Here is a 13,240-nt window from a genome sequence, read left to right on the forward strand (position 1 = left end):
ACGGGGCGGATTCTCGCAAATCCGCCCCGACTGCGATTACTCGCCGGTCGCCTTGGCGATGATCTCCTTCGCCACGTTGGCCGGAACCTCCGCGTACGAATCGAACACCATGGAGTAGTTCGCCCGGCCCTGGGTCTTCGACCGCAGGTCACCGATGTAACCGAACATCTCCGAGAGCGGAACCAGCGCCTTGACGACACGGGCACCACTGCGTTCCTCCATGGCCTGGATCTGGCCACGGCGGGAGTTCAGGTCGCCGATCACATCGCCCATGTAATCCTCGGGCGTGATGACCTCGACAGCCATGAGCGGCTCGAGGATCACCGGACCGGCCTTGCGGGCCGCTTCCTTCAGAGCCATCGAACCCGCGATCTTGAACGCCATTTCCGAGGAGTCGACCTCGTGGTAGGCGCCGTCGAGCAGGGTGGCCTTCAGGTTGACCAGCGGGTAACCGGCGAGGACACCGTACTGCATGGAGTCCTGGATGCCGGCGTCCACCGACGGGATGTACTCGCGCGGAACGCGGCCACCGGTGACCTTGTTCTCGAACTCGTAGGTCGCGCCGTCCTCGCCGGTGAAGGGCTCCAGGCCGATGATGACGCGGGCGAACTGACCCGAACCACCGGTCTGCTTCTTGTGGGTGTACTCGAGCTTCTCGACCTTCTTGGTGATGGTCTCGCGGTAGGCCACCTGCGGCTTACCGACATTCGCCTCGACCTTGAATTCGCGCTTCATCCGGTCGACCAGGATGTCGAGGTGCAGCTCGCCCATACCGCCGATGACGGTCTGGCCGGTCTCCTGATCCAGCTTCACCGAGAAGGTCGGATCCTCTTCGGCGAGCTTCTGGATCGCGGTGCCCAGCTTCTCCTGGTCGGACTTGGTCTTGGGCTCGATCGAGACCTCGATGACCGGGTCCGGGAAGGTCATGGACTCCAGCACGATCTGGTTCTGCGGATCGCACAGGGTGTCACCCGTGGTGGTGTCCTTCAGGCCGATGACCGCGTAGATGTGGCCGGCGGACGCCGAGGGAACCGGGTTCTCCTTGTTGGAGTGCATCTGGAACAGCTTGCCCAGACGCTCCTTCTTGCCCTTGGTCGAGTTGATGACCTGGGCGCCGGAGTCGACCTTGCCCGAGTACACGCGGACGTAGGTCAGCTTGCCGAAGAACGGGTGCACCGCGATCTTGAACGCCAGCGCCGCGAACGGCTCGTCAGCGCTCGGCCGACGGGTGATGACCTCGTCCTCCTTGCCGGGGACGTGGCCTTCCACGTTCTCGACGTCCAGCGGCGAGGGCAGGTAGTCCACGACGGCGTCGAGCATGGGCTGCACGCCCTTGTTCTTGAACGCCGAACCACACAGCACCGGGTAGAGCTCCGAGGCGACGGTCAGCTTACGGATGGCGCCCTTGATCTCGTCGATCGTGAGCTCCTCGCCGCCGAAGAACTTCTCCAGCAGCGCCTCGTCCGACTCGGCGACGGTCTCGAGCAGCTCCTGGCGGTACTGCTCGGCCTTCTCCTTCAGATCGGCCGGGATCTCGGTGACCTCGTACTTCTCACCGAGCTTGGTCTCGCCGGTCCACACCTTGGCGTTCATCTCGACCAGGTCGACGATGCCCTCGAAGGAGTCCTCCGCGCCGATCGGCAGCTGGATGACCAGTGGCTTCGCGCCCAGGCGGTCCTTGATGGTCTGGACGGTGAAGTAGAAGTCCGCGCCCAGCTTGTCCATCTTGTTGACGAAGCAGATTCGCGGCACGTCGTACTTGTCGGCCTGACGCCACACCTGCTCCGACTGCGGCTCGACGCCCTCTTTACCGTCGAACACCGCGACGGCGCCGTCGAGCACACGCAGCGAACGCTCCACCTCGACGGTGAAGTCGACGTGGCCGGGGGTGTCGATGATGTTGATCTGGTTCTGGTTCCAGAAACACGTCACCGCCGCCGAGGTGATGGTGATGCCGCGTTCCTGCTCCTGCTCCATCCAGTCGGTGGTCGACGCACCGTCGTGGGTCTCACCGATCTTGTAGTTCACACCGGTGTAGAACAGGATTCGTTCGGTAGTGGTCGTCTTGCCGGCATCGATGTGAGCCATGATGCCGATGTTGCGGACCTTGTTGAGGTCGGTGAGCACGTCCTGTGCCACGGAAATCTTCCCCGCTCTGCTCTGTTAGCGATCAGCTAGTTGGGATTTTCGGGAACGGCCCGGGCGGTTCCGCTTCGATGCGGGCCCCTGGCCATCACTATGTCAACGTCGGGTGCGGCTGATTGGTGCCCTGCTGAGCACGTGCCGCACCCGACTGTGACTCGCCTCCCGGCGCCGTTCCTTCACCGGCGGACCGGGTGACCAATCACCAGCGGTAGTGCGCGAACGCCCGGTTGGACTCGGCCATCTTGTGGGTGTCCTCGCGACGCTTCACCGAAGCGCCCAGACCGTTGCTCGCATCCAGCAGCTCGTTGGCCAGACGCTCGATCATGGTCTTCTCACGACGCGCGCGCGAGTAGTTGACCAGCCAGCGCAGCGCCAGGGTGTTGGCGCGACCCGGACGAACCTCGACCGGGACCTGGTAGGTGGCGCCACCGACACGACGCGGCTTCACCTCGAGGGCGGGCTTCACGTTGTCGAGCGCACGCTTGAGGGTCACGACCGGATCGGTGCCGGTCTTCTCGCGCGCCTGCTCGAGGGCACCGTAGACGATGCGCTCGGCGGTCGACTTCTTGCCGTCCAGCAGGATCTTGTTGACCAGCTGAGTGACCAGCGGCGATCCGTAGACCGGATCGTTGATCAGCGGACGCTTGGGTGCGGGGCCCTTGCGTGGCATATCAGCTCTTCTCCTTCTTGGCGCCGTAGCGGCTGCGGGCCTGCTTGCGGTTCTTCACACCCTGGGTGTCGAGCGAGCCGCGGATGATCTTGTAGCGCACACCGGGGAGGTCCTTCACACGACCACCGCGAACGAGCACCATCGAGTGCTCCTGCAGGTTGTGGCCCTCGCCCGGGATGTAAGCCGTGACCTCGACCGCGCTGGTCAGGCGAACACGCGCGACCTTACGCAGCGCGGAGTTCGGCTTCTTCGGGGTCGTGGTGTACACGCGGGTGCACACGCCACGACGCTGCGGGCTCCCCTTCAGGGCCGCAGTCTTGGTCTTGGCGACCTTGTCGCGACGACCCTTGCGGACCAGCTGGTTGATGGTTGGCATATACCGGCTTTCCTTATTCAGTAACCAGGTGTCTGGAACTCTTCGATGTCTGTTTGTCGGCGGTGCTGCCCGATTCCCCGGAGTTCACACCGACGTCATAGAGCTGTCACCACTTGCCCGGATCGCGTTTCCACGCGTCCCGAGGTCGGGCGTGTCGCGCGCAGTACATGCCTACTTTTCCGGGCACGCTGAAACGGTCGGCCGCTCTCGCTGGCTTACGTTCTACGCACAAACCTGCCCGCACGCTTCCGGGCACAGCGATCCACGATACCCGTCGGCGCGGCGGGGGGCAAAAGTGGGGTCCGGCAAGCACGCTTCACCACTCACGATGCACAACAACTATCTCTCGAGCGCTCCCCGGCCCCACACGCGGGCACCCGAGGCAATACATCTACCCTGCCGGAGCGAAGCGGAGGCCAAAATTACCGCGCCAGGTTCAAGGTCAACTCCGCCAGCTTCTTCGCCCCGGCACACGGATCCGGATGACCACCCGGCCGGTAGTTCACCCACCAGCCGATGATCCCGGTGTCCGCGGCCGGCGCCATCACACCGCACGAATCCGGATCGCCCGGCCGCTGCACCTGCAGCGAGCGCCGGCCCTGCACGTTCACATCGGTGGTGGTGTAGCCGAGCCGATCGTTGTTGGCCTTCTCGTTCGGCAGCGAACCCATCTCGTACCAGTTCAGCGTGGCCATACCGTCGCCGCCGGGCGTACCCGACAGATCCCACATGCACACCGCGCCGTTGAACGAACCCTGCGCGTCCTGAGCACCGGTCGCCTTGGCGATGTCCTCCTGTTTGACGACCTCGCATTCGCGCAGCAACTTGTCGAAGTTCATGTTCACGCCGCCGCCGCTACCCGCCGGCAATGCGGTTCCCGAGACCGTGCGACCACAGCCGCCTACCGTCAGCCCGACCGCGAGTGCGAGGACCGCGATCCCGCCCGCCCGCACGCCGCGCCGGACGCGGCCCTGATCACGCATGGCGTCGCTCATTTCAGCCGCCCTCACTTCAGCCGCTGCACGGTCAGTTCGGCCAGTTTGCGGTTCTTGTCGCACGGTGTCGTCGACACCTGCCCGAATGCGCCGGCCGAGGTCGACCATTCGAAGAAGTCGTCGCCCAGCTGCACCGCGAAGTCACAGATGGTGCCGTCCGGGCTCGCATCCTGGAAACCCTGATGCCCGCCGACCTCGATCGACTCCGGATTGCGGCCCTGCGCGGTGACCCACGCCTTCTCCCGCCCGATCGGACTGCCCCGATACGACGCGAACGTCACGCTGGGACCGCCGATTCCGCCGGCCTGCCAATTGCAGCCGACCGAATTCTTGAACACCTGCGAGATCTGACCGAGCCCACCGAGATTCCGGACCTCGTCATCGGTGACATGCCCGCACTCCCCCACGAACGGGCCCAGCGCCGCCACCTTCGCGGGCGGACGAACCGACGGGGAATCACTGTCGGACTTGTCGCCCGAACCGCAGCCCGCCAGCAGTGCCGCGAGAGCCGTCCCGGTGACAATCGCCGCCGTCAATCGCATGATGGGCACTCTACTGGTTTCGGCGTCCTGGGCCCGGGTGTCGCGTAGCACAGGGCCACCACCTCAGTCGGCGGTCGGGTCGGCCAGGCCGTGGCGGTAGCCGTAGCGGACGGCGTCGGCGCGGTTGCGGGCGCCGATCTTGGCGAAGGCGTTGTTGATGTGAGTTTTCACCGTCGCCGGCGAGACGAACAGGTGGGCGGCTATTTCGGCATTGCTCAGTCCGCGCGTGATCAGCGCGACCACCTCCGCCTCGCGAGCGGTGAGGCCGTCGGGATTCGGCGTACCGGCGGCAGGGGCACTCGGCGCCGGCCGGTCCCGTGCTCCGATCAGGGCGTCCACCAGCCGCTGGGACACCGTGGCGTCGAAGGTGGACTGCCCGGCCGCCGCGGCACGGATGGCGGCGACGATCTCCGCCCGGCCGGCGTCCTTGGTGAGGTAGCCGCGCGCGCCCGCGCGCAGCGCGCTCACGATCGAGGCGTCGTCGGCGTAGGTGGTCAGTACCAGTACCGCGGTGCCGGGATGGTCGGCCGCGATCCGGCGGGTCGCCTCGACGCCGTCGAGTACGGGCATCCGCAGATCCATGAGCACCACATCCGGGCCGGTCTCGGCCACCGCCCGCAGCGCCTGTTCACCGTCACCGGCGGCGCCGACCACACGCACCTCGTCGACCAGGCCCAGCAGTGCGACCAGACCCTCACGCATCACCTGCTGGTCGTCGACCACCAGCACCCGGAGCGGTTCCTGTCCCTCACTCAAATCGGAACCTCCGCTGTCACAACCCATTCGCCGTCGGCCGCACCGGACGACAGCGTGCCCCCGGCCAATGCGATCCGCTCACGCATCCCGGTCAGACCGTACCCGCCGCCGGGCAGCGGCTCGCGATTCTTCTGCTCCGCGAACGCGTTTCGCACCGACAGTCGCACCTCGCCGGCCGCGAACTCGAGCGCGACATGCACCGGCCGGCCCGGTGCGTGCTTGGCGGCATTCGTCAGCGCCTCGCGCAGGGTGCGCAGCAGCGATACCGCGGCACCGGAATCCATCGGCCGGGCGGGGCCGTCGCAGCGCAGTTCCACCGTCATCCGGTGATCGCGCCGATAACTCTCGACCAGTTCACGCACGGCATCGGGCAGCGGTGGCACGTCGCCGCGCAGCGCGGCCACCGCACCGCGCGCCTCGATCAATCCGTCGCGGGCCAGCCGGTGCGAGCGCCGCACATGCGCCAATGCGCCCGGTATATCGCCCCTTTCGTCGAGCAGCAGCTCCGCGACCTCCAACTGCATACTCAGCGCTCCCAGCGAATGTGCCAGTACATCGTGCAATTCCCGCGCGATCCGGGCACGTTCGTCCAGCGCGGCCGCCCGAGCCTGTTCGTCCTGTGCGCGCCGCGTCTGTTCGAGCAGCAGCTGGGTCTGGCGTACGCGCAGTCGATGCTGTCGACGATACAAACCGAGCAGCAGCAGTATGACGAGCACGCCGACGTAGGTCAGCAGGTCGCCGAGGCTCTTCCCGGCCGCCGCACAGCCGACAATCAGAACCGCGACCTGTGCCGCGAAGCCGAGCAGGATGATTCGCGTAGCGGACCGGAACTGCTGGGCGAGCACACTGGCCGCCGCGCACAGCATGATGAACGCGGAGATGTCCGGGGCCGCTCCGACAACCGCCGCACTCGACAAGGCGCACCAGGTCAACGCCAGGGTGGCCACCCGGGGATACCGGGATTCGACCACCGCGAACACGAGCCACCCGGCATAGGCGGCCGCCAGCACCGCCCACAGCCACGCCGCCGGCGCTCCCCGGTGGTTGAACACCAGATTGGCCGCGAGCAGCGTCGCGCCGATCGAACGCATCAACGGGCTGGCGTCGGGATCGTTGCCGATCAGCCTTCGCCCGAACTCCCGCAGCCCCTCTCGCATAACCCTCCTGGTGGCATGTCGTGCCGGTACCACGACGGTAGGCGCGGTCGAATCGTTGCCGGAACGACCGTCGGGCCGAGATTCGGCCGCGCAGGCTCCACCCGTGGGTGGAGATCCCGTGGTCCATCTCCCGGCCGAGGCGCACACATGCGCGAAATCCCTAGCGTGTCAACGACATAGCGCCAGTACTCACAGGGGAGATTCCGATGACCGACACCGCCACATTCACCGCCGCCGACACCGGGAGCGAACCACGCCGGCTGTGGCGGGTGCTCGGATTCGCGGCCGATATCGGCCTGTCGCCCGCGACCTACTATCTGCTGCTCGCGGCCGGGTTCACCAGCTATCGAGCGCTGGTGGGTTCGACGATCGTCGCGGGCGGGTGGGCGCTCGGTGTCGCGGCGGCGCGCCGCAAGGCCGACGGCATCGCCGTGTTCGTCTTCCTGCTCAACGCACTGGGCCTCGTCCTGGCCGTACTCGGCGGTGACGAGCGAATGATGCTGGCCAAGGACCCGATCACCTCCGCTGTGATCAGTGTGCTGCTGGCGGGCAGCTGCCTGCTGGGCCGACCGGCGATGTTCGCGATCTCGCAGCGCATGCACGCGCTCGGGCCGGATTCCGCCGTGCACTGGGAGACGTTGTGGCACAACGACTCCGTCGTGCGCCGCGCGTTCACGATCGCCACGGCGGTGTGGAGCGCCGGACTCGCGGTCGATGCGGTGGTGCGCCTCCTGGTGATCTATTGCCTGCCGGTGCCGGCGGCGGTCGCGCTGATGAACCCGGTGCAGTGGACGATCATCGCCGCGCTGGCCGTCTACACCGTGCGGTCACGACGGCGCCTCGACATCAAGGCGCGCCTGCGCGCACTGCCCGGCGCCGGGTGAGGACGCGCGCCCGGTCACAGATTCCCGCGCGCGTGCTGTTCCCGCTCGATCGCCTGGAACAGGGCCTTGAAGTTGCCCTTTCCGAAGCCCAGCGAGCCGTGCCGCTCGATCAATTCGAAGAACACGGTGGGGCGGTCGGTGAGGGGCTTGCAGAAGATCTGGAGCAGGTATCCGTCCTCGTCGCGGTCGACCAGGATGCCGCGCGATCGCAGTTGTCGTACGGGGACGCGGACGTGGCCGATGCGGGCGCGCAGATCGGGATCGTCGTAATAGGCGTCCGGGGTGTCGAGGAATTCGATGCCCTCCCGGCGCAGGGCGTCGACGGTGCTCGAGATGTCGCCGGTGGCCAGCGCGATGTGCTGGACGCCCGGGCCGCCGTAGAACTCCAGATATTCGTCGATCTGTGAGCGTTTGCGCCCGGCGGCCGGTTCGTTCAACGGGAATTTCACCCGGTGGTTGCCGTTGGCCACGACCTTGCTCATCAAGGCCGAGTATTCGGTGGCGATATCGTCGCCGACGAATTCGGCCATATCGGTGAAGCCCATGACGCGCCGATAGAACTCCACCCATTCGTCCATCCGCCCGAGCTCCACATTGCCCACGACGTGATCCACGGCCTGGAACAGCCGATGCGGCGCCCGCGGCTGATAATTCGAACGGCGCGCGATATATCCCGGCAGATACGGACCGTGATAGCGCGACCGGTCGACGAGGGTGTGGCGGGTTTCGCCGTAGGTGGCCAGGGCAGCGATGCGGACCGTGCCGAATTCGTCGGACTCGTCGTGCGGCTCGACCAGGATCCGCGCGCCCTGCCGCCGGGCGTGCGCGATGCAGCGGTCCACATCGGGCACCTCGAGCGCGATATCGACGATGCCGTCACCGTGCCGGTCGTGGTGGGCGACCAGCGGACTGGCCGGATCCACCGCCCCGCACACCACGAATCGCGCACTGCCGCTGCGCAAGACGTAGGACTTGTGATCGCGGTTGCCGGTCTCCGGTCCGGAATAGGCCTCCAGCGCCATCCCGAAGGCCTGCAGGTAGTGCGTGAACTGGGTCGCGTTGCCGACCACCCACACCAGCGCGTCCCAGCCGAGGACGGGAAACGGATCCGCACCGGGATCGTGGTCGACCAGACCGACGAGCCGGCGCAGCTCCGCATCGCTCGCCACCGCGGGCCGGGTGTCCCGGGAGATGTCCTCGATCGTCATGCATCCAGATAATCTCCGAGGCGTGGTGCTGGGCAATATCGAGGATTTCGAGTAGACACCCTGGCGTAATTGGTCACCATATGCCGCCGAGTGCTGGACAATTTGAATAGCTGCACCCGGGCCTCGTCCGGTGGCGCGGCGCCGGACCGAATACAGGAGACGACGATGACGCGCACCCCCGCCAACCTGGACGAACTGGATCTGGCGATCCTCACCGCCATGCACGAGTACCAGAAGGCGGGCGTACTCGAGCTGTCGCGACGCACCCGGGTGGCGCGGGCGACCGTCCAGTCGCGCATCGCGCGCATGGAGGAGGCCGGGGTCATCGCCTCCTACGATCCGCGGGTCGACGTCACCGCCGCCGGATTCGATGTGCAGGCCTTCGTGAGTCTGGAGATCGCGCAGGGCGCACTGGACGCGGTGACCACCGATCTGGACGCCATCCCCGGCGTGCTCGAGGCCTACGCGACCACCGGTTCCAGCGATGTCCTGTGCCGCATCGGCGCCGATTCGCATTCGGGCCTGCAGGCGGTGCTGCTGAGTATCGACCGCAGCGCCGCGGTGGTGCGGTCGCACAGCGTGATCGTGCTGTCCACGGTGGTCGCACATCGGACGCTGCCGCTGCTGCGCACGCTCACTCCGGCGGGGACGAGCAAGGCTCCGGCATACCGGAATTCGACGCCCTGAGCGCGCGCCTACTTCCCGGTTCTGAGATTCGCTCCGGGTGCGAGGATTTCGACCTCCGGCCGCAAATTCGGTTCCAGAAAGCCCAGCAGATTCCGGGCCTCCGCTTCGACCTCGGACGCTTCCCGCGCCGACCATTCCCGGCTCGGTGCGATGCGCAACCGCGCCGCCGACTTGTCGGCGAATATTTTGTAGATGCCGGCCAGAAACCCGTCGATGAGCACCGGACACACCTGGGCGGCCATATGTTGCAGGGGCAGTGGGGCATTCCCGGGAATGATCCGGCTGCGATCCCGATGCGACAGCAGCACATTGTCGTACCACCCCAGCAGCCGGACGGGTGCGGGCAGATCGGGATCGGCGAGTTCGGCGTCGGCGGCGTCGTAGAGAACGCGGCCGCGCTCGTCGGTGTAGGTGCGTACGCGCTCGCCCAGCCCGGCCAGTATTTCCCTGATTCCGAGCAGCCGCGACCAGGTCTGCACATCCATCGTGGTCGCGGGACCGAAGGCACGCAGATAGCGAAGGACCAACTCCTGCACCGGATATGCGTCATCGAGCGGCACGTCCAGCCACGGTTCGATGCGCGACCACACCGGCCGGCTGTTGTTCCGCCACAGGCCGCGCGGCGGGGTCTGCAGCACCGGGAGCTGGTAGAGCCAGGTCTGGGTCACGGCCGTGGGGTCGCGGTCGGGATAATTCTCGACGGCACGGGCCCGCAGATCCGCCGACGACATCGGCTCCGCTCCCAGCACCTTCTCGCCCCGGGCGCGAACATCCTCCGGATCCAGCCCGACCATCGCGCCGTAGAAGAAGCCCTTGCGAAACGGGATCTTCTCCAACTCCGGCTGGATGTGCGGCGCGATGCGCACCGCATCGGCCGCCGTCACCAGGTGAATCGTGGCGCGCATCAGGGTGATTCGCACCAGCGAACGGTTCTCGAGGCCGACCGAGACCGTCGCCGGATCGAAATCGCTGATCCGGCTCCACAATCCGACGTAGGGCGGCGTCACATCCTGGGCCTGCAGCCCGACCAGATGTTCACACAGCTGCGAGACCGGCACCGGGGACCGCTCGAGCAGGTGCTGCCGGGCCAGCAGGGTGCGATTCAGAATCCGGTCGGACAGTTCCATGATGCGCACACCCTACGGCCCGGCACCGACATCCGGCGGGTGCCGAACGAAGGCCCGCTCAGCGGACGGTGACGACGACTTTGCCCTTCGCCGAACGGTTGTCGAGCGCGGCCACCGCGGCCGCCGTCTCCGTCAGCGGGTACAGCACGGGCTGCGGCGCCGCGATCTTGCCCGATTCCAGCAGCGGCGCCACCTCGTCCCACTGCTCCTGCAGATACCCCGGATGGGTCATCACCCATTCGCCCCAGGCGGCGCCGACCACCTCGACGTTCTTGAGCAGCAGGCGATTCACCTTCACGGTGGGGATCTCGCCCGCGGTGAAGCCGACCACGAGCAACCGGCCGGCCGGGGCCAGCGAGCGAATGCTGTCGGTGAACCGGTCGCCGCCGACCGGGTCCAGCACGATGTCGACGCCGCGTCCGCCGGTCAATTCCTTCACCGCGGCCAGCCAGCCGTCGGTCAGCACCACATCGGATGCGCCGTTGGCCCGCGCGACCTCGGCCTTCTCCTCGGTACTCACCACGGCGATCACCCGGCTCGCGCCCAGCGCCTCGGCCATGCGCAGCGTGGAGGTGCCGATGCCACCGGCCGCACCGTGTACGAGCACGGTCTCGCCCTCGGCCAGCCGGCCCCGGTTGCGCAGGCAGAAGTGCACGGTCAGATCGTTGAACAGAATTCCCGCACCCGCTTCGAGGGAAATGTTGTCCGGCAGCCGGAACACCATTTCCTTCGCGGTCACCGCGGTTTCGGCGACCGCGTTCCCCAGCATGGTCAGCGCCACCACCCGGTCGCCCGCCTTCACGCGCGCGTCCTCGGGGGCCGAGCGCACGATTCCGGCCACCTCGCCGCCGACCACGAACGGCAGTTCGGGTTTCATCTGGTAGAGCCCCCGGGTCATCAGCACATCCGGGAACGCCACCCCCGCGGCATGGACGTCGATTACCACGCCACCGGGGAATTCCGCCGGTTCGGGGATGTCCACGACCTCGATGGATTCGGGCCCCTCGAGCTTGCTCACCTGGGCTGCGCGCATGAAACGACCTCTCTGTCCGCGGCTGCTTTCCAACAAGTTAACCGGTCTTCGCGCACCCCTGTCCACAGGTCCCCGATTTGCTACGCTTGGGCCCGCTGAACTGAGCGAAGAGGGGGATTTCTCATGGCCGGTCCCAACGATCCACCCGCGAACGCGATGAAGATCGATCCCGCGGCCCTGCAAAGTTTCGCGAAGACCCTGCGCGACGAGTCCGATGCCATCGGCAAACTCGACTCCGGACTGGCCGACGCGGCCGGCGCGCTCCCGGGCACCGGCTGGGACGCGGCCTGCACCGGCGCCAAGGATTCGGTCGAGAACGCGTTGAAGCGAATCGGTTCGCGCGTAACGCATATCGCCGACACCGTCGAACAGGCCGGCAAGGTCATCATCGATACCGACCAGCAGTTGCGCGACGATCTGAACAAGATCGGCATCCGCGCATGAGCGGCGCGGCATTGACCATCGGCGATGTCGAAAAATGGGCGCCGGAAAAACTCACCACCGCCGCCACTGCCGTCGCCAAACTCTCCGCAGACCTCGACCAAGCCGTCATCACCGCCGTCGACAGCACTCAAAAACTCGGCCACGACCAGCAATGGGGCGGCGGCGCAGCCCAAGCCGCCGACGGGCGCATGCAACTGGAGAAGGGGCGTGCCTCGGCGGTAAGTCAGGCGGTGCTGGGGTTGCAGACGGCGTTGAACCAACAGGTCGAGAACCTGATACACGCGAAAGCCGAAGTGGCACGGTTGAAGAACATCGCCGAGACCCCGCCGAGTCCCGGCGTACCGGCGTTCAAGGTCAACGACGACGGCACCGTCTCGGCAACAGACCGCATCCAATGGCTTCGTGACAACAAGAAGGGCCCGCACGGCGAAGACCTGTTCAGCGACGCCAAACTTCAGCAGGAAATCCTGGTGGAGAACATCGACGCCTTGAACCAGCAAGTGGCGATTCAGCACGCCCTGTCCCAGGCGCAAGGCGTCGCCACCTCAGCGATCGACGCGCTCAATCAAGCCAAAACCACGGTCGACACGGCTTCGGTCGCGCTCGGCGACCCCGTGACCGGTGCGGGCGCCGCACCTCCGGCGCCACCCGCTCCCACCGCACCCGCCGCGGCGGCGCCGCCCGCCGCCCCGACCGCCACACCGGTCGCGAGCCATTCGGGCAGCCCGGCGTCCTCCAGCCTGATGGGCAACTCCCACCACGGCGGCGGCACCAGCGCCTACAGCGGCGGCAGCTACGGCGGCGGCAGCTACAACGGTCCAACCAGCGGTCCGCCGCCGACCGCACATCCGTCCGGTGATGTGCAGCAGTGGATCGCCCAGGCCAAGCAGGTCCTGATCGAGATGGGCTATCCCCCGGAATCGATTGACGAGAACGCGATCGCGCTCATCATCGAGCACGAATCCGGCGGCGATCCCAACGCGATCAACAACTGGGACAGCAATGCGGCGGCCGGTCATCCGTCGAAGGGTCTGATGCAGTGCATCGACAGCACCTTCAACGCCCACGCGGCCCCGGGCCACACCGACATCTGGAATCCGGTCGACAACATCGTGGCCGCCACACGCTACTCGATCGATCGCTACGGGTCCCTCGACAATGTGCCGGGCGTTTCCGCGGTGTCGGGCGGCGGCGGCTACGTCGGTTACTGATAGTG

14 protein-coding genes are annotated in these 13,240 nt (G+C 66.8%); 4 read left to right on the forward strand and 10 right to left on the reverse strand.

Annotated elements, in window-relative coordinates; genetic code table 11:
* Positions 1-36: 36 nt before the first annotated feature.
* The 7 genes from fusA to NN2_RS13630 form a co-directional block, all read right to left on the reverse strand.
* Complete coding sequence (gene fusA, locus NN2_RS13600; protein WP_063013628.1) at positions 37-2,139, reverse strand: elongation factor G; 2,103 nt, start codon at positions 2,137-2,139, stop codon at positions 37-39.
* 205 nt (positions 2,140-2,344) lie between these two features.
* Positions 2,345-2,815, reverse strand: coding sequence for a 30S ribosomal protein S7 (gene rpsG, locus NN2_RS13605; RefSeq protein ID WP_030517120.1), 471 nt, complete (start codon positions 2,813-2,815; stop codon positions 2,345-2,347).
* Between the two features lies 1 nt (position 2,816).
* Positions 2,817-3,191, reverse strand: a complete 375-nt coding sequence (rpsL, locus tag NN2_RS13610; protein WP_014353064.1) for a 30S ribosomal protein S12 — start codon at positions 3,189-3,191, stop codon at positions 2,817-2,819.
* Positions 3,192-3,613: 422 nt separating this feature from the next.
* A complete protein-coding gene (locus NN2_RS13615; protein ID WP_245658698.1) occupies positions 3,614-4,186 on the reverse strand; it encodes a DUF3558 domain-containing protein in 573 nt (190 codons plus the stop codon).
* 11 nt (positions 4,187-4,197) lie between these two features.
* Entirely contained in the window at positions 4,198-4,728 is a 531-nt protein-coding gene (locus NN2_RS13620) for a DUF3558 domain-containing protein (RefSeq protein WP_063013630.1), read from the reverse strand.
* Between the two features lie 63 nt (positions 4,729-4,791).
* Positions 4,792-5,484 (reverse strand): response regulator transcription factor, encoded by a 693-nt coding sequence (locus NN2_RS13625; protein ID WP_280639212.1) that lies wholly within the window; start codon positions 5,482-5,484, stop codon positions 4,792-4,794.
* Positions 5,481-6,641 (reverse strand): sensor histidine kinase, encoded by a 1,161-nt coding sequence (locus NN2_RS13630; RefSeq protein ID WP_063013634.1) that lies wholly within the window; start codon positions 6,639-6,641, stop codon positions 5,481-5,483. Before NN2_RS13630 ends, NN2_RS13625 begins: the two co-directional genes overlap by 4 nt.
* A 206-nt stretch (positions 6,642-6,847) precedes the next feature.
* Between NN2_RS13630 and NN2_RS13635 the strand changes: the two genes are divergently transcribed.
* Positions 6,848-7,525, forward strand: a complete 678-nt coding sequence (locus tag NN2_RS13635; RefSeq protein WP_063013636.1) for a VC0807 family protein — start codon at positions 6,848-6,850, stop codon at positions 7,523-7,525.
* Between the two features lie 14 nt (positions 7,526-7,539).
* Here the strand turns inward: NN2_RS13635 and hppD are convergent, their stop codons facing one another.
* Positions 7,540-8,733 carry a 4-hydroxyphenylpyruvate dioxygenase gene (gene hppD, locus NN2_RS13640; RefSeq protein ID WP_063013638.1) on the reverse strand — a complete coding sequence of 398 codons (1,194 nt, stop codon included), beginning with the start codon at positions 8,731-8,733 and terminating at the stop codon, positions 7,540-7,542.
* A 165-nt stretch (positions 8,734-8,898) separates the two neighbouring features.
* Here hppD and NN2_RS13645 point away from each other — a divergent pair, with 165 nt between their 5' ends.
* Positions 8,899-9,420, forward strand: coding sequence for an Lrp/AsnC family transcriptional regulator (locus NN2_RS13645; RefSeq protein ID WP_063013640.1), 522 nt, complete (start codon positions 8,899-8,901; stop codon positions 9,418-9,420).
* Positions 9,421-9,428: 8 nt separating this feature from the next.
* Here NN2_RS13645 and NN2_RS13650 read toward each other — a convergent pair whose 3' ends face one another.
* Together NN2_RS13650 and NN2_RS13655 are read right to left on the reverse strand one after the other, a co-directional pair.
* Positions 9,429-10,547 (reverse strand): winged helix DNA-binding domain-containing protein, encoded by a 1,119-nt coding sequence (locus NN2_RS13650; RefSeq protein WP_063013692.1) that lies wholly within the window; start codon positions 10,545-10,547, stop codon positions 9,429-9,431.
* A gap of 58 nt (positions 10,548-10,605) precedes the next feature.
* Entirely contained in the window at positions 10,606-11,580 is a 975-nt protein-coding gene (locus NN2_RS13655; RefSeq protein WP_063013642.1) for an NADPH:quinone oxidoreductase family protein, read from the reverse strand.
* Positions 11,581-11,703: 123 nt separating this feature from the next.
* On the opposite strand from NN2_RS13655, the gene NN2_RS13660 reads away from it, so the two are divergent.
* Complete coding sequence (locus tag NN2_RS13660) at positions 11,704-12,024, forward strand: hypothetical protein (protein WP_051756726.1); 321 nt, start codon at positions 11,704-11,706, stop codon at positions 12,022-12,024.
* Positions 12,021-13,235 (forward strand): lytic transglycosylase domain-containing protein, encoded by a 1,215-nt coding sequence (locus tag NN2_RS13665; RefSeq protein WP_063013644.1) that lies wholly within the window; start codon positions 12,021-12,023, stop codon positions 13,233-13,235. Before NN2_RS13660 ends, NN2_RS13665 begins: the two co-directional genes overlap by 4 nt.
* Positions 13,236-13,240 lie beyond the last annotated feature (5 nt).

This window comes from Nocardia nova NBRC 15556 (assembly GCF_001613005.1).
In the GTDB taxonomy this organism is placed as follows: domain Bacteria; phylum Actinomycetota; class Actinomycetes; order Mycobacteriales; family Mycobacteriaceae; genus Nocardia; species Nocardia nova.

What these genes read in the sequence shown, in the direction of transcription:
- NN2_RS13650 (WP_063013692.1), bottom strand. Translation starts at nt 10,547, where the DNA reads ATGGAACTGTCCGACCGGATTCTGAATCGCACCCTGCTGGCCCGGCAG.
- NN2_RS13630 (WP_063013634.1), bottom strand. Translation starts at nt 6,641, where the DNA reads ATGCGAGAGGGGCTGCGGGAGTTCGGGCGAAGGCTGATCGGCAACGAT.
- NN2_RS13635 (WP_063013636.1), top strand. Translation starts at nt 6,848, where the DNA reads ATGACCGACACCGCCACATTCACCGCCGCCGACACCGGGAGCGAACCA.
- NN2_RS13620 (WP_063013630.1), bottom strand. Translation starts at nt 4,728, where the DNA reads ATGCGATTGACGGCGGCGATTGTCACCGGGACGGCTCTCGCGGCACTG.
- rpsL (WP_014353064.1), bottom strand. Translation starts at nt 3,191, where the DNA reads ATGCCAACCATCAACCAGCTGGTCCGCAAGGGTCGTCGCGACAAGGTC.
- NN2_RS13655 (WP_063013642.1), bottom strand. Translation starts at nt 11,580, where the DNA reads ATGCGCGCAGCCCAGGTGAGCAAGCTCGAGGGGCCCGAATCCATCGAG.
- hppD (WP_063013638.1), bottom strand. Translation starts at nt 8,733, where the DNA reads ATGACGATCGAGGACATCTCCCGGGACACCCGGCCCGCGGTGGCGAGC.
- NN2_RS13645 (WP_063013640.1), top strand. Translation starts at nt 8,899, where the DNA reads ATGACGCGCACCCCCGCCAACCTGGACGAACTGGATCTGGCGATCCTC.
- NN2_RS13665 (WP_063013644.1), top strand. Translation starts at nt 12,021, where the DNA reads ATGAGCGGCGCGGCATTGACCATCGGCGATGTCGAAAAATGGGCGCCG.
- NN2_RS13615 (WP_245658698.1), bottom strand. Translation starts at nt 4,186, where the DNA reads ATGAGCGACGCCATGCGTGATCAGGGCCGCGTCCGGCGCGGCGTGCGG.
- NN2_RS13660 (WP_051756726.1), top strand. Translation starts at nt 11,704, where the DNA reads ATGGCCGGTCCCAACGATCCACCCGCGAACGCGATGAAGATCGATCCC.
- rpsG (WP_030517120.1), bottom strand. Translation starts at nt 2,815, where the DNA reads ATGCCACGCAAGGGCCCCGCACCCAAGCGTCCGCTGATCAACGATCCG.